Source organism: Nocardioides sp. Soil_C_8, assembly GCF_057656315.1.
The window spans coordinates 279,654-295,070 of the sequence record NZ_JBDGKQ010000005.1 but is presented as its reverse complement, the minus strand read 5'-3'; the positions used below and the strand labels follow the sequence as shown (position 1 = coordinate 295,070).

Annotated in this window: 13 protein-coding genes; 5 read left to right on the top strand and 8 right to left on the bottom strand. The window is 71.7% G+C overall.

Annotated features, from left to right (window positions below):
* Positions 1-31: 31 nt before the first annotated feature.
* Both typA and AC3A3L_RS20905 read left to right on the top strand, forming a co-directional pair.
* On the top strand, positions 32-1,921 hold the full coding sequence (gene typA / locus AC3A3L_RS20910; protein WP_487641971.1) for a translational GTPase TypA: 1,890 nt from the start codon (positions 32-34) through the stop codon (positions 1,919-1,921).
* A gap of 8 nt (positions 1,922-1,929) precedes the next feature.
* On the top strand, positions 1,930-2,574 hold the full coding sequence (locus AC3A3L_RS20905) for a hypothetical protein (RefSeq protein ID WP_487641970.1): 645 nt from the start codon (positions 1,930-1,932) through the stop codon (positions 2,572-2,574).
* 18 nt (positions 2,575-2,592) lie between these two features.
* Here AC3A3L_RS20905 and AC3A3L_RS20900 read toward each other — a convergent pair whose 3' ends face one another.
* Together AC3A3L_RS20900 and AC3A3L_RS20895 are read right to left on the bottom strand one after the other, a co-directional pair.
* Positions 2,593-5,775, bottom strand: coding sequence for a reprolysin-like metallopeptidase (locus AC3A3L_RS20900; RefSeq protein ID WP_487641969.1), 3,183 nt, complete (start codon positions 5,773-5,775; stop codon positions 2,593-2,595).
* A gap of 80 nt (positions 5,776-5,855) precedes the next feature.
* Positions 5,856-7,208: an MFS transporter gene (locus AC3A3L_RS20895; protein WP_487641968.1), complete on the bottom strand. Its 1,353-nt coding sequence runs from the start codon at positions 7,206-7,208 to the stop codon at positions 5,856-5,858.
* A gap of 94 nt (positions 7,209-7,302) precedes the next feature.
* On the opposite strand from AC3A3L_RS20895, the gene AC3A3L_RS20890 reads away from it, so the two are divergent.
* Together AC3A3L_RS20890 and AC3A3L_RS20885 are read left to right on the top strand one after the other, a co-directional pair.
* Positions 7,303-7,797, top strand: a complete 495-nt coding sequence (locus tag AC3A3L_RS20890) for a DUF1707 SHOCT-like domain-containing protein (protein WP_487641967.1) — start codon at positions 7,303-7,305, stop codon at positions 7,795-7,797.
* 42 nt (positions 7,798-7,839) lie between these two features.
* Complete coding sequence (locus AC3A3L_RS20885; RefSeq protein ID WP_487641966.1) at positions 7,840-9,000, top strand: acyl-CoA dehydrogenase family protein; 1,161 nt, start codon at positions 7,840-7,842, stop codon at positions 8,998-9,000.
* Here the strand turns inward: AC3A3L_RS20885 and AC3A3L_RS20880 are convergent.
* The 6 genes from AC3A3L_RS20880 to AC3A3L_RS20855 all read right to left on the bottom strand — a co-directional run bounded on the left by AC3A3L_RS20880 (position 8,990) and on the right by AC3A3L_RS20855 (position 14,101).
* Positions 8,990-9,742, bottom strand: coding sequence for an enoyl-CoA hydratase/isomerase family protein (locus AC3A3L_RS20880; RefSeq protein ID WP_487641965.1), 753 nt, complete (start codon positions 9,740-9,742; stop codon positions 8,990-8,992). The two genes, AC3A3L_RS20885 and AC3A3L_RS20880, sit on opposite strands and share 11 nt — an antisense overlap.
* A 2-nt stretch (positions 9,743-9,744) precedes the next feature.
* A complete protein-coding gene (locus tag AC3A3L_RS20875; protein ID WP_487641964.1) occupies positions 9,745-10,923 on the bottom strand; it encodes a thiolase family protein in 1,179 nt (392 codons plus the stop codon).
* 10 nt (positions 10,924-10,933) lie between these two features.
* A complete protein-coding gene (locus AC3A3L_RS20870; protein ID WP_487641963.1) occupies positions 10,934-11,785 on the bottom strand; it encodes a 3-hydroxybutyryl-CoA dehydrogenase in 852 nt (283 codons plus the stop codon).
* Between the two features lie 52 nt (positions 11,786-11,837).
* Positions 11,838-13,115, bottom strand: coding sequence for an Nramp family divalent metal transporter (locus AC3A3L_RS20865; protein ID WP_487641962.1), 1,278 nt, complete (start codon positions 13,113-13,115; stop codon positions 11,838-11,840).
* Positions 13,112-13,297 (bottom strand): hypothetical protein, encoded by a 186-nt coding sequence (locus tag AC3A3L_RS20860; protein ID WP_487641961.1) that lies wholly within the window; start codon positions 13,295-13,297, stop codon positions 13,112-13,114. Before AC3A3L_RS20860 ends, AC3A3L_RS20865 begins: the two co-directional genes overlap by 4 nt.
* Positions 13,298-13,372: 75 nt before the next feature.
* Positions 13,373-14,101, bottom strand: a complete 729-nt coding sequence (locus tag AC3A3L_RS20855) for a FadR/GntR family transcriptional regulator (RefSeq protein ID WP_487641960.1) — start codon at positions 14,099-14,101, stop codon at positions 13,373-13,375.
* 199 nt (positions 14,102-14,300) lie between these two features.
* Between AC3A3L_RS20855 and dctP the strand changes: the two genes are divergently transcribed.
* Entirely contained in the window at positions 14,301-15,413 is a 1,113-nt protein-coding gene (gene dctP / locus AC3A3L_RS20850) for a TRAP transporter substrate-binding protein DctP (protein WP_487641959.1), read from the top strand.
* Positions 15,414-15,417: the final 4 nt, after the last annotated feature.

Sequence of the window (15,417 nt, the reverse complement as noted above, 5' to 3'; positions counted from 1 at the left end):
GCCACCCGATCTCCGCCCGGAAGGCCCCTGCATGCCCACCCAGTCCCGCTCCGACCTGCGCAACGTCGCGATCGTCGCCCACGTCGACCACGGCAAGACCACGCTGGTCGACGCGATGCTCCGCCAGGCCGGCGCCTTCACGGCGCACCAGGCCGAGAGCGTGGCCGACCGCGTCATGGACTCCGGCGACCTCGAGCGCGAGAAGGGCATCACGATCCTCGCGAAGAACACCGCGGTGCACTACACCGGCCCGTCGGCCCCCGAGGGCATGACGATCAACATCATCGACACCCCCGGCCACGCCGACTTCGGCGGCGAGGTCGAGCGCGGCCTGTCGATGGTCGACGGCATCGTGCTCCTCGTCGACGCGTCCGAGGGCCCGCTCCCCCAGACCCGCTTCGTGCTCCGCAAGGCGCTCAACGCCGACATGCCGGTGATCCTGGTCGTCAACAAGACCGACCGCAGCGATGCGCGCATCAGCGAGGTCGTCGACGAGTCCTACGAGCTCTTCATGGACCTCCTCGACGACAGCCACAGCCAGGACGCCCTGGACTTCCCGGTCGTCTACGCCTCCGGCAAGGCCGGCATCGCCTCCCTGGAGAAGCCCGAGGACGGCACCATGCCCGAGGGCTCGGACCTCGAGCCGCTCTTCAAGACGATCCTGGAGACCATCCCGGCTCCGCAGTACGACGACGAGGCGCCGCTGCAGGCCCACGTCACCAACCTCGACTCGTCGCCGTTCCTCGGCCGCCTCGCGCTGCTGCGCATCCACCAGGGCACCCTCAAGAAGGGCCAGACCGTGGCGTGGATGCGCCGCGACGGCGAGGTCAAGAACGTCCGCATCACCGAGCTGCTCATCACCGAGGGCCTCGAGCGCAAGCCCGGCGAGTCCGCCGGTCCGGGCGACATCGTCGCCATCGCGGGCATCCCCGAGATCACGATCGGCGAGACCCTCGCCGACTCGGACAACCCGGTCGCCCTGCCGCTGATCCACGTCGACGAGCCCGCCATCTCGATGACCATCGGCACCAACACCTCGCCGCTGGTCGGCAAGGTCAAGGGCGCCAAGGTCACCGCCCGCCTCGTCAAGGACCGCCTCGACTCCGAGCTCATCGGCAACGTCTCGCTGCGCATCCTGCCGACCGAGCGTCCCGACGCGTGGGAGGTCCAGGGCCGCGGCGAGCTCGCGCTGGCGATCCTCGTCGAGCAGATGCGCCGCGAGGGGTTCGAGCTCACCGTCGGCAAGCCGCAGGTGGTCACCCGCGAGGTCGACGGCAAGCTGCACGAGCCGTTCGAGCGCCTCACCATCGACGCGCCCGAGGAGTACCTCGGCACGATCACCGAGCTCCTCGCCGTCCGCAAGGGCCGCATGGAGGGCATGACCAACCACGGCACCGGCTGGGTCCGGATGGAGTTCGTCGTCCCGGCCCGCGGCCTGATCGGCTTCCGCACCGACTTCCTCACCGAGACCCGCGGCACCGGCATCGCCCACCACATCTCCGAGGGCTACTTCCCGTGGGCCGGCGAGATCCGCTCGCGCAACAACGGCTCGCTGGTCGCCGACCGGGCCGGTGCGGCGACGGCCTACGCCATGACCTCGCTGCAGGAGCGCGGCGTGCTCTTCGTCGAGCCCGCCACCGAGGTCTACGAGGGCATGATCGTCGGCGAGAACTCGCGCGCCGACGACATGGACGTCAACATCACGAAGGAGAAGCAGCAGACCAACATCCGGTCCGCCACCTCCGACAACTTCGAGAAGCTGATCCCGCCGAAGCGCCTCTCGCTCGAGCAGTGCCTGGAGTTCTGCCGCGAGGACGAGTGCGTCGAGGTGACGCCCGAGATGGTGCGCATCCGCAAGGTCGTGCTCGACGCCAACGCGCGCGCCAAGACCGCCTCGCGGGCGCGCAAGGCCAACAAGTAGTCACCTCGATGCGCTGCGCCACCGACGACACCGGCGAGCGGCTCGCAAGCTGGCTGGAGGAGCTCGGGCTCTCCGACCTGCTCGCCGCCGCCGGGTTGCCGACGTACGACCGCAAGGATGGCGTCGTGCGGTGGCGCGAGCCCGGAACCGTCGAGCCGCTCGCTCCCGACCGGGTGGCCGAGCTCGACCGGCAGCTGCGCGCGCAGGGTGACGAGCCCGGCCTCGGCGTGCCCGTCGAGCTGGTCCGGCTGCGGCGCGAAGCCGGTCTGCGGACCGCGCTGCTCGACGGCGGCTGGCTGGACTACGCCGGCGTCGGCCGCCTGCGCGGCACCTCGGAGAACGCGGCGCGCTTCGCCCTGCACAAGGCCGCGCAGCGGCGGACCGTGCTCCTCGTGCAGCACGAGGGCGGCGCCCTGGTCCCTGCCTTCCAGCTCGACGAGGCAGGCGAGGTGCGTGCCGAGCTGCTGGCGGTGCTGGAGCCGCTGCTGGCCGCCGGCGTCGACCCGTGGCGGGCCTGGATCTGGTTGACCACACCGGCCGCCCTGCTCGGCGGCGCGGTGCCCCACGAGGCCGCGCGCGACCCCGAGGAGCTTCCCGTCGTGCAGCACGCCGCGGTCGCCCTGGCCGAGCGGACTCGCTCGGCGCAGGGCTGACCCGGCGTCGGTCCTGCGTCAGCCGGTCTTCTTGGTCGTCACGACCGCGACGCCCTCGATCCGCACCGGCTTGTTCTTCGTCACCACGACCCGCAGCTTGCCCTTGCGGGCGCGGGGCAGGTCGAACGTCCGGAGCTGGCTGTACTTCTTCTTGCCGGCGAACTTCACGACGCCGAGCTTGCGCTTGCCGAGGAACACCCGCGCCTTGCCGCCCTTCTTCACCGTGCCGATGACGAGCACGATGCGCTCGGTCGTGGGCACGCGGGTGACCAGCTCGGAGCCCTTGCGACGCGACGTGATGTAGTCGCCGTACATGGCCCGCTTGTCCTTCTTGCGGTTCCACGAGCCCTTGCGGGCGAAAGTGCTCTCGTCACGGGGCACCGTGAACGACACGAATGCGGGCGTCGGGTCGGCGACACCGGCGGCGTTGACCGCTGCGACGCTGAAGGTGTGGGTGCCGGCGCGGAAGCGGCTGGTCACTCCGGCGGCGTCGCACGGCAGCGTCTCCTCGTCGACCGTGCACCGGAAGGTGGCGGGCGTGACGCTCGAGGAGTAGGTGAACTTCTGGCGACGCTCCAGGACGATCGACTCGTTCGCAGGTCCGGACGTGATCGTCGTGTCGGGGGCGGGCGTGGCCTTCAGCGCGAAGTCGGCGGCGTTGACGGCGAAGAAGTAGTTGTCGACCGCCTCCACCTTGATGCGCACCTTGGCCGCGTCGACGTTGGGCATCGCCAGCGTCTCCGACCCGTCGTTCGGCGTGCTCGCCGCGAGCACGGTGCCGAACGTTGTCCCGCCGTCGGTGGACAGCGAGATCTTCACGTTCTGCGCCAGCCGGTTGGTGCCCTTGACGTCCCAGGTGACGGGGACCGACGAGCCACCCGCCACGGTCCCGCCGCCGGCCTGCGAGGTGACCAGGAACGGACCTGCGGTCTTGTCGACCTTGAGCGCGAGCTCGTCCCACGCGATGCCGCCGCCGTTGGGGAAACCGTCGCGGGCGGTGAGCCGGAAGTTCATCACCGCGTCGTCGACGTCGAGGCTGCCGAGGTAGTCGGCCGTCGGCAGGAACTCCGAGTAGCAGTCGAGCAGCGTGTCGGGCAGCTGCCTGTTCGGCAGCCCGGCCGCGGAGGGGCAGGTGCCGGTCACCGCGTTGGTGTTGCCGGCGAGGACCTGCGCCATGTCGGGGAAGACCCTCGTGAGGTTGCCGTCGGCGATGTTGATGCCCGGAGCCGGGCTCTTCAGCGAGTCCTCGTCGCTGACCACGGCGTCGTCGCCGAAGACGCGGAACAGCGGGCCGTAGACCTTGGTGTTGTCGGACAGGCGGGTGCCCTCACCGAAGTTCGTCTGCTCCCAGAGGTACGTCAGGGCGTCGCCGTCGGCGTCCTTGCCGGACACGCCGGTCAGCGCGAACGGCGTCCGGATCGGGATGGTCTTGTCGGCCGGGACCTCGACCACCGGGGCGGTGTTGTCGGCGAGACCGGTGTCCGTGGGCGACAGCTGGACGCCGTCGTTCTGGGCCTCGCCGCCGCGCGAGGTCTCACCGACGAAGCCGGCCACTCCACCGGGCTCGACCGTCAGCTGGTCGACGTCCTCGAGGACGTCGCCCGGACCGGGGATGATCGACGGCTGGTCGTTGAAGATGACCTGGAAGCCGCGGGCGTCGGGCGTGCCGACGACGGGGGTGTAGCCGAACTCGTCGAAGCCCCACTGCGCGATGGAGACCGCGCGCCCGGTGAGGCCCTCGATGGCCGCGTCCAGGCCGGCGGTGTTGTAGGCCGCGAAGGGCACCGTCGTGGTGCTGCCGCCGAACCCGAGCACGAGGCTGTCACCGGCGCCGAAGGCCTCGGTGAGCGAGACCGTCTGCACCTCGACGTTGTCGTAGGTGTTCGCCCGGTAGGCGTCGACCTCGTCGATGGTGCGGAAGGAGAAGTAGGGGTCGGTGTGCGGCTGCAGGTCGTCCTGGCCGCAGATGCCGGCATAGGCCATCACCGAGGAGCCCGAGCCGGGCTCGACCGAGGCCTCGGAGATGTTGCCGCCGCAGTTGCCGGCGGCGCCGTTGAACGTGTGGTTGCCGGAGAATTGGTGGCCGATCTCGTGGGCGACGTAGTCGATCGCGAAGAAGTCGCCCTTCGGCTCGGGGAGGCCGGTGCAGCCGCCGCCCTTGTAGTCGCCGCCGACGACGCCGAGGTAGGCGATCCCGCCGCCGTTGTTGCCCAGTGCGATGTGGCCGACGTCGTAGTTGGAGGCCCCGACGAGCTGGCCGAGGACGGTGCGGTTCTTGCCGAGGGTCGGCACGTCGCAGTAGTCGAGCTCGCCGTCGGTGTCGTCGGCGGGGGTCGGCGTGCCGTTGTCGTCGAAGGGCTCGAAGCAGGGCGCCACGCCGCAGGGGCCGTTGGCGCCGGTCGCCTTGGCGTCGGTGTCGAGGTTGAGCTTGTCGGTGGCGTTGACCAGACGAAGCTCGGTGGCGAGGTCGTCGTTGTAGATCTGGTTGACCCGGTTGATCAGGGTGACCTTCTCGGCGAGCACGTTGTCGGTGCCGAAGTAGGCGGCGTAGGACGGGTCGGAGGTCAGCGCGAGGCGGTAGTAGTGGCGCTGCACCTGCGCGCCGGGCGCCGTCGAGCGTGCCTCGGCGGCCGCGGCGACCGTCTCGCGGATGGCGTCGACCTCACCCTCCTTGCGGCGCACCTCCGCGGCCGGGAGGTCGGTCGAGCGGTAGCTGAGGTGGGCGGTGGTGCCGGGCCGGTTGTAGGCGGGGTCGACGTACCAGTCGCTGCGGCCACCCGGCGTGCGGACGAACGCGTGGAAGCCCATCTGGGTGACGTCCATGGCGACGGTCGCCTGCGGGTCGTCGATGCCGACGCCCGACCAGGTGGCGATCTCGGAGTGCGCGGCGGCGAGCTCGGACTCCATCCGCTGCGTGCGCTCGACGCGGAACGACTGGGGCTTGCCGTCAGGCCCGGGGATCTCCACGACAGCGGAGCCACCGGCACGCGGCAGCTCGCCCCGCAGGGCACCCAGGTCGACGCGGGTGGCGGCGTACTCCTTCGGCTCGACACGGACCTTCGAGCCCGACGGCTCGAACCCGCGGAGGGGGGCGAAGGCCCCGTCGTCGGGGGCGGCGACGGCCGGAGCGATCGAGCTCAGCGCACCCGCTCCCATGACGAGGGCCAGACAAGCGGCGAGACGGCGAGAGCGAGATGGCACACGGGCTCCTTCGAAGACGGGACTCGCAGCCTAGGTAGGGCCACCGACAGGCGCCATACCTCTTTGGTAGCGATTCGCCCTCAGGCCCCGACCGACTCGGTGCGCAGGGTCGGGGCCAGCACCACGAGCCCGAGCAGCGGGAGCACGGCGAGCACGAGCAGCGCCGCGGGCATCCCGAACGGCCCGCTGATGCCGGCGACCACGGCCGAGCCGATGCTGCCGCCGATGAGGAAGAGCAGCGTCGAGACGCCCATCGCCACGCCGCGCACGTCCTCGTGCACCGCGTCGCCGACGACCGCGCTGAGCGCCGGCTGGCCGAGGCCGAAGGCGAACGTCACCAGGACGATGCCGACGACCAGGACGACCGCGCTCGCCCACAGGGCGCCGACGGTGGCCACCAGAAGCGCGGCCGAGGCGACGAGCCCGGCGATCGCCAGGGACCGGCTCGGGCCGAGGCGGCTGAGCATCGGGCCGGCGACCTGCGGCACCAGCAGCGCGACGGCGGCGCTCGGCACCATCGCCAGCCCGACCTGCCACGCCTCCCAGCCCTCGGCCAGCAGCACCGCGGGCAGCGCGATCAGCATCGCGAACCACGCCGCCGGGACCGCCGAGGCCGCGACGGCGCTCCGCACGACGGTCGCGTTGCGGATCACCTCGACCGGGAGGAAGCCGTCGGGGCGGCGGCGTACGCTCGCACGCACCGCCGGCACGCCGAGCACGAGCAGGCTCGCACCGATCGCGGCCACCAGCAGCCCCGCCGACGGCGACTGCACGAGCAGCACCATGCCGGCCGCGGTGAGGGCCACCACGATCGCGCCCACGACGTCGAGGCGCGCGCCGCTGCCGCCGGTGGGCAGCGCGCGCCAGAGCAGGGGTACGACGAGCGCGCCGAGGATGGGCAGCGCCATCACGGCCCGCCAGCCCCAGGCCGCCTCGACCAGGCCGCCGATGAGCGGGCCGAGGCAGCTGACCGCGGCAGCGACGCCGGCCAGCCGCCCGAACGCGAAGCCGCGGACCTCGCCGGAGTACTTGGTCGACAGGATCGTGACGCCGAGCGTCGGCACGGCCGCTGCCCCCGCGCCCTGCAGCATCCGCGCACCCAGCAGGACCTCGAAGGTCGGCGCGAGCGCCGCGACCAGCGCGCCGACCGACATCAGCACGAGGCCGGCGAGGAGCGGGGCACGGACACCGACGAGGTCGGAGATCCGTCCGTAGAGCGCGGTGGTGACGGCGAGCATCAGCACGTAGAGGCTGATCGCCCACGCGGCGAGCCCGGCGCTGACCCCGAGGTCCTCGCCGAGGAGCGCCAGCGCGACGGCCGCGCTCGAGGAGCCCATGCCGGCGAGGCCGAAGAGCAGTCCCAGCAGCATCGAGACGCGCCGGGAGTCGTCCGGGGCGTCGGTGCGGCCGGTGGCCGGCGTGGAGGTCGTCATCGACGTGGGACAACAGCGGCGGAGGGTGTGCCATTCCCTGCAGGATCCGTGGAAGAGGGCTTCGCGGCCCCGCCCGCGCCGTACCCTGTCGCCCATGAGCACGCCGTACGACGCCCCCTCGGGACCGGGCGACCACGGCCCCGGGGACGCCTACCTGCGGTGGCGGCAGCTCCAGGAGCAGGCCGACGCCCAGCACGACGCCCTGCTCGTCTCCGACGCCGAGCGCGACCAGGTGTGCCGGCGGCTGTCCGCGGCCTTCAGCGAGGGTCGGATCACCTCCCCCGAGCTCGACGAGCGCACGTCGCGTGCCCTCGCGGCGCGCACCTACGGCGACCTCGAGGACGTGATGACCGGGCTGGAGCCGCCCGTCGCGACGTCCTTCCGCCCGGTGGTGCCGGGGCACCGTCCGCCCGAGCGCAGCGTCCTCCCCCGCCTCCTCTTCTGGCTCGTCGGGCTCGTCACCGCTCCGTTCATCCTCGTCGGCGGCGGCCTGGTGCTGGCGGGCGAGTGGGTCTTCGGCACGATCCTGCTGCTGCTCTTCCTGCCCGGCCTGATCGCCCTCTACCGGTGGGCCCACCCGCGCACCTGACCGATCGGTCGGTATCGCCTCCGCGCGGGTAGCCTGCGCGACATGACTGCTCGCCGCCAGCTGCCCACCGACGAGGCCCGCGACCTGCTCGCCCTCACCCGCGAGATCTGCACGAAGGAGCTCGCGCCGCGGTCGGCGGAGGCGGAGGCCACCGAGACCTTCCCCCGCGACGTCTTCCGGATGCTCGGGCAGGCCGGCCTGCTGTCGCTGCCGTACCCCGAGGACTTCGGCGGCGGCGACCAGCCCTACGAGGTCTACCTCCAGGTCCTCGAGGAGATCGGCGCCGTGTGGTCCTCGGTCGGCGTCGGGGTCTCCGTGCACGCGCTGTCCTGCTTCGGCCTGGCCTACTTCGGCACCGACGAGCAGCGCGCCGAGTGGCTGCCCGACATGCTCAGCGGCGACCTGCTCGGCGCCTACTGCCTCTCCGAGCCGCACGCCGGGTCCGACCCCGCCGCGATGCGTACGACGGCCCGCCGCGACGGCGACGCCTACGTCCTCAACGGCGCCAAGGCCTGGACGACCCACGGCGGCCACGCCGACTTCTACAAGGTGATGGCTCGCACCTCCGACGACCGCAACGGGATCTCGTGCTTCCTGGTGCCGGCGTCCGCCGAGGGGCTGAGCGCCGACCCGCCGGAGCGCAAGATGGGCCTCACCGGCTCGGCCACGGCGACCATGCGCTTCGACAACGTCCGCGTCGACGCCTCCCGCCGGCTCGGAGCGGAAGGCGAGGGCCTGCGCATCGCGCTGGCCGGGCTCGACTCCGGCCGCCTGGGCATCGCCGCCGTCGCGGTCGGCCTCGCCCAGGGGGCGCTCGACGCAGCCGTGGCCTACGCCCGGGAGCGGGAGACCTTCGGCACGAAGATCATCGACCACCAGGGGCTGGCCTTCGTGCTCGCCGACATGGAGGCCGCGATCGTCTCCGCCCGCGCCACGATGCTCCACGCCGCGCGGCTGCGCGACGCCGGGCTGCCGTTCTCCCGCGAGGCGTCGGTCGCCAAGCTGGTCGCCACCGACAACGCCATGAAGGTCACCACCGATGCCGTCCAGGTGCTCGGTGGCTACGGCTACACCCGCGACTTCCCGGTCGAGCGCTACATGCGCGAGGCCAAGGTCATGCAGATCTTCGAGGGCACCAACCAGATCCAGCGGATGGTCATCTCGCGCTCGCTCGCCAAGGACAACGCCGGCGTCATCGGCTGAGGAACTGCTCGATCAGCTCCTGCGCCTCGGCACCGGCGACCATCTCCGAGATCGTGGCGGCCTCCGTCGCACCTGCGGCGCCCCGGTCGGCGTCCCAGCCTGCTCGCAGCAGCCGGCGGGTCGCACCGAGGGCCGCGGCGGGCCCGTCGGCGAGTGCCTGCGCGAGCTCGAGTCCCCGCCCGGCAGCGTCCGGCGCGACCTCGGTGACCATGCCCCACTCGTGGGCGGTCGCGGCGTCCACCGGTCGGCCTCCGAGCGCGAAGCCGAGCGCACGGTGCGAGCCGATCGCGCGCGGCAGCAGCCACGACACCCCGCAGTCCGGGGTGAGGCCGATCCCGGGATAGGCGAAGGCGAACCTGGTGTCCTCCTGGGCGACGACGAGGTCGCAGGCGAGCATCACCGCCAGTCCTGCTCCGGCGACCGCGCCGTGCACGACCGCGACGACCGGCTTGGTCAGTCCCTCCAGTGCCTGCACGGCAGCGTCCGCCTCCGAGGCGAGCTCGTGGAGGTACGTCGCCGGGTCAGGGGCGGCCACGAACGATCGGACGTCGCCGCCGGCGCAGAAGCGCTTGCCGGCACCGGTCAGCAGGACGGCTCGCACCGCGTCGTCGGCGCCGACCGCCACGACGACCTCGCGCAGCGCCCGGGCGAGCGGGAGGTCCAGCGCGTTGGCCGCTGCCGGACGGGACAGCTCGACGCGCGCGACGCCGGCCTCGACGGTGCAGGTGACAGGGGCGGACACGATCAGAACCTCCTGAAGAGGGCCGCCAGGGCCTGGCCGCCGCCGATGCACATCGTCACGATGCCGAGCTCGAGGTCGCGTCGCGCCATGTCACGAGCGACTCGCAGCGTGAGGTTGGCGCCGGTCGCGCCGACCGGGTGGCCGAGCGCGATGGCGCCGCCGTAGGGATTGACCTGCGTCGGATCGAGCCCGGCGTCGCGGATCACCGCCACGGCCTGGGAGGCGAACGCCTCGTTGAGCTCGACGATGCCGATGTCGGACGGCGACGTGCCGGTCTTCTCGAACAGTGACCGGAGCGCGAGCGTCGGCGCGTAGCCCATCAGCTCCGGCTCCATCGCCGCGGTGGTCACGGCCTCGAGGGTGACCAGTCCGCGCAGGCCACGCTCCGCGACGACGGGCTCGCGCGCCAGGACCAGCGCTGCCGCACCGTCGTTGATCCCGGAGGCGTTGCCCGCCGTGACCGTCCCGTCCTTCGCGAACGCCGGTCGCAGACCGGCGAGCTTCTCCAGCGTGGTCCCGGGCTTGGGGTGCTCGTCCTCGGACACGACGTGGGGCGTGCGCCCTCCCACGGTGACCTCGACGATCTCCTCGGCGAAGGCAGCCCGCGCCTCGGGGGTGGCCGCACGTCGCTGCGACTCGACCGCGAACTCGTCCTGCTCGGTGCGGGAGACGGCGTACTTCTCCGCGACGTTCTCCGCGGTCACGCCCATGTGGATGCCGTGGAAGGGGTCGGTCAGCATCATCACCGTGCCGTCGACGAGCGAGCGGTCGCCGAGCCGGTAGCCGTTGCGCGCCCCGAAGTCGTAGAACGGCATCCGGGTCATCGACTCGTCGCCGCCCGCCACGGTGAGGTCCAGGTCGTTCCAGCGCATCTCCATCGCGGCCGACCACACGGCCTGGAGGCCCGACCCGCACAACCGGTTGACGGTGTACGCCGGCACGTTCGCCGGCAGGCCCGCGCCGACGGCAACCCGCCGCGCGTTGTAGGCGTCGGGGCCGACCTGGCCGATGCAGCCCATGACGACCTCCTCCACGTCGTCGGCGGGGACACCTGCCCGGTCGAGGGCGGCCTTCACCGCCGTCGCGCCGAGCTCGAAGCCCGGGACGTCCTTGAAGGCCCCTCCGAAGCTGCCGATCGGGGTGCGGGCGCCGTCGAGGACGACGATCCGGTCGTTGTTCATGTGCTGCTCCTCAGTGGTCGACGTAGGTGTAGAAGCCCCGCCCGGACTTCCGGCCCAGCAGGCCCGCGTCCACCATGCGCGCCAGGAGCGGCGGAGCGGCGTACAGCGGCTCCTTGAACTCCGCGTAGAGGGAGTCGGCGACGGCAGCGGTCGTGTCGAGCCCGATGAGGTCGGCCAGCGCGAGCGGACCCTGCGGGTGTGCCGCGCCCAGCACGAGACCGCGGTCGATGTCGTCCGCCGTGGCGAAGCCCGACTCGAGCATCCGGATCGCCGAGAGGATGAAGGGGACCAGCAGCGCGTTGACGACGAAGCCGGCACGGTCCTGGCAGTCGATGGCCTGCTTGTGGAGGCTGTCCTCGACGAAGCTCCGCGCGCGGCTGGTCGTCTCCGGCGACGTCAGCAGGCTCGGGGCGATCTCGACGAGCTGGAGCACGGGCACCGGGTTGAAGAAGTGCATGCCGACCACCTGCTGCGGGCGCGAGGTGACCACGCCGAGCTTCATGATCGGGATCGACGAGGTGTTCGAGGCGAGGATCGCGTCGGGCGCCTGCACGACCTTGTCGAGCAGCCGGAAGAGGTCGGCCTTGACCGCCTCGTCCTCCACGATCGCCTCGATCACCAGCTCGCGGTCGGCGAGCGCGTCGAGGTCGGTCACGACGCTGATCCGCTCCATCACCGCGGCCGCCGAGTCGACCTTCCCCTTCGCCTCGGCGCGCGCCAGCGACCGCTCGAGCCGGTCACGTCCGGCGGCGACCGCGGGGGCGTCGTTCTCCACCACCACCACGTCGGAGCCCGCGCGTGCGCAGACCTCCGCGATCCCGGCTCCCATGAGCCCGCAGCCGACTACTCCGACCTTCTGCATGTGTTCCACCTTCGTTGTGTGTTGGGCACTGTGTGTTGGACGCGCGCTGACGTCAGGTCAGCACGAGGATCGCGATGAGCACGAGGTTGAGCGCGCTGACCAGGACGGCCATCGCGGTGCCGGCCCAGCGCAGGAGGCGACCGTTGACGAGCGCGCCCATGACGGCGCGGTCGCTGGTGAGCCGCACCAGCGGGAACAGCGCGAACGGGATGCCCAGGCTCAGCACGACCTGGGACAGGATCATCGCCGTGGTCGGCGAGACCCCCAGCGCGAGGATGCCGATGGCGGGCACGAGCGTGATGCCGCGACGGACCAGCAGCGAGTGGAACCTGCCGCTGAAGCCCTCCATGATCACCGAGCCCGCCAGGGTCGCCACGGCCGTCGACGCGACTCCTGACGCGAGGAGCGCGACAGCGAAGAGCGCGGCAGCGGTCGCACCGACGGCGGCCCCGAGACCGTCGTGCACGCCCTCCAGCGAGTCCACGCCGGTTCCCGCCAACGCGTGCGCGGCGACGAGCAGCATCGTGAGGTTGACGCCGCCCGCCACGGCCATCGCGCACGCGACGTCGACGAGCGACATCCGGGCGGCGACGGCCCGCGACTCGTCGTCGGTCGCGACCTCGGCAAGGCGGGGGCCGGGCAGCGCGGAGTGCAGGTAGATGGCGTGCGGCATCACCGTGGCGCCGAGCATCGCGGTGGCGAGGAGCAGGGTCTCGCTGCCCTCGAGCCTCGGCACCAGTCCGGAGGCGATGCCGGGTCCGTCGACGCCCACGAGGCCCAGCAGCCACCACAGGCACGCGGCGATGACGCCGAACATGACCAGCACCGTGGCCTGGAAGAGCCGGTCGCGCGACCGTCCCTGGAGCAGGAGCACCAGCATCGACACCCCGGCGGTCAGCAGGACGCCCTGGAGGAGCGGGACGCCGAACAGCAGGTTGAGTGCCACCGCACCGCCGAGGAGCTCGGCGACGTCCGTCGCGACCGACACCGCCTGGCTCTGGATCCACAGCCCGGTCGAGACCCCACGCCCGTAGCGGCGCCGGCAGCCCGCAGCGAGCGACTCCCCCGTCCCGATGCCGAGCTTGACCGCGAGGTACTGCGTCAGCACGGCCAGCAGGTTCGCGGCCACGATGACCCACACCAGCAGGTACCCGTACTGGGCGCCCGCGCTGGTGTTGGTCGCGAAGTTGCCGGGATCGACGTACGCGATGCCGGCGACGAACGCGGGCCCGAGCGACGCCGACCGCAGCGAGCTGCGGCGCCGACCGACCGAGGGTGCGTACGGCGCCCCGCCCCGGTCGGTGCGCGACCGGAGGCTCCGTCCGTTCACCGCAGTCTGTCGGCGAGGACGAGCCGGAGGGCCGCCCCGCAGAGGACGATCGCCGAGAGGACGGGGTGGCCCGCGACGACCAACGCGGTCGCAGCAGCCAGGCACACGCACGTGTAGGCGACCGCAGCCGCGGAACCGGGCCCGCGACGGGAGACCGCTGAGGCGCCGTCCCGGATGACCATATGAATGATGATAAGGGTTACGGAAGCGGTGTCAAACCCCTTCGCGTCCTCGGGGGACGCTCGCGGCGGACCGGGTCAGAGGATGTCCCAGGTGACCGTCTGGTGCAGCACGTCGGAGTAGCGCCGCTGCATGTAGCGGACGAACTCGCCCATGTGCTCCTCCATCGCCGCGAACGAGGAGTCGCCGTCGTGCGCCTCGAGGGCGGAGAGGATCCGCTCGTGGGCGCCGAGGATCGCCTTGCGCCGCTGCTCGGGGTAGTCGACACCCATGTGCGTGCCGTCGACGATGTCGACGAGCGCATCGATGAGGAAGCCGTACATGGCGTTGCCCGAGCCCCACGCGATCAGCTCGTGGAACTCCCGGTTGGTGGCGAGGAAGATCTCGCGGTTGGCCAGGTTCTCCCGCATCTGCTCGACCGAGTTGCCGAGTCGCTCGAGCCCGTCCTTCTTCATCCGGCTCGCGGCGTGGCGCGCCATCACGGGCTCCAGGTCACCGCGCGCCTCGACGATCATCGAGAAGGGCGACTCGCTGAACTGCAGGAGCAGCACCAGGCCGTTGGCGAGGTAGGTCGCGTCGGGCTTCTCGATGACGGGGCCACCGCCCGGACCCGGCTTGAGCGTGAGCACGCCCTGCAGCTCGAGGAACCGCAGCGCCTCGCGCAGGGTGCCCCGCCCGACGCCGTAGTGCTCGAGCATCACTCGCTCGGGCGGCAGGCGGTCACCGACGGTCTGGCCACCTCGGTAGATGTCGTCGACGACGCGCTTGGCCACGATCAGCGCGGTCTTCTGGGGCCTGGAACTCACGCTCATCGACGCTTCTCCTCTTCCTGCTCCGAGAGTTGAGGAACCCTACCAATCATGGGCACCTATGGCGGGCGTCGACGCACCGATGCGGCGGCCCGCCGTCGGACTGGTCCGCGAGGCGAAAGTGCTTGACGTCACACCGAATGAATCCAATAGTTATCACGGATTCATCCGAACCGACATCCTCGAGGAGCCCGAGATGGCACGACACCCCCGTTCCCGACGTCTCGCCGCTGCCCTCGTCGGCACTGCGCTGCTGACCACGACCGCGGCCTGTGGCGCTGGCGGGGATGCCGACGCGGCGGACGGTACCGTCACCCTGCGCTTCTCCTACTTCACGTCCGAGAACAACCCCATCGCGCGGACGTGGAAGCAGTGGATGGACGAGGTGACCGAGCGCAGCGACGGCAGCATCCAGTTCGAGCAGTACTGGGACGGGACGCTCCTGGCCGGCGACGAGGTCGTCGAGGGGCTCGGCGACGGTCGTGCCGACATCGCGCAGGTGACCCCGACCTTCTACCCCGGCCGCTTCCCGCTCACCGCGGTCAACGAGCTCCCGTTCGGCACCAACAACGTCGGCGCGATCGCCTCGGCCATGTCCACCCTCGTCGACGAGGACGGGGCGCTGGCCGAGGAGTGGTCCAGCCAGGGCCTGGTCCCGCTCGCCTGGAACGTCGGCGGCTCGTCTGCGATCGCCTCCTCTCGCGAGCTGGCCACGGCCGAGGACTTCCGGGGCCTGAAGATCCGCGGCATGGATCGCGGCAGCCGTGCGCTCGACGCGAACGGCGCCAACGTCATCGCCCTCGCCCCCACCGAGCTCTACGGCTCGATGGACCGGGGCCTGCTGGACGCGGTCTACGGCGTCCAGTTCGGCGCCCTCCCCTCGCTCAAGCTCGAGGAGATCAGCGACTACGTCGTGGACGCGTCCACCGGAGCCCAGACAGCGTCGACGCTCGCGATGAGCCAGGAGGGCTGGGACCGGTTGAGCGAGGAGCAGCAGGCCGTCATCGAGGCAGTCTCCGCCGACGCACCCGCGATGTACGAGGCGCAGAACCGTTCCGCCGAGGACGAGGCGTGCACCGCCTTCACCGAGGCAGGCGCCGAGCTGTCGGTCCTCGACGAGGCCGAGGTCGAGACGCTCCGCAGCAACGGTCAGGACGTCGTCGTCGACGCCTGGCTCGCCGAGGTGGAGGAGGCCGGCAACGACGGCGCAGCGTTCCGCGAGGAGTACGACGCCGCGGTCGAGGCCGCGGCGGCCGCGTTCTCCGACGGCGACGAGAGCGGCGTCGCCCGCTGCATCGCCGCCGGCTGACCGC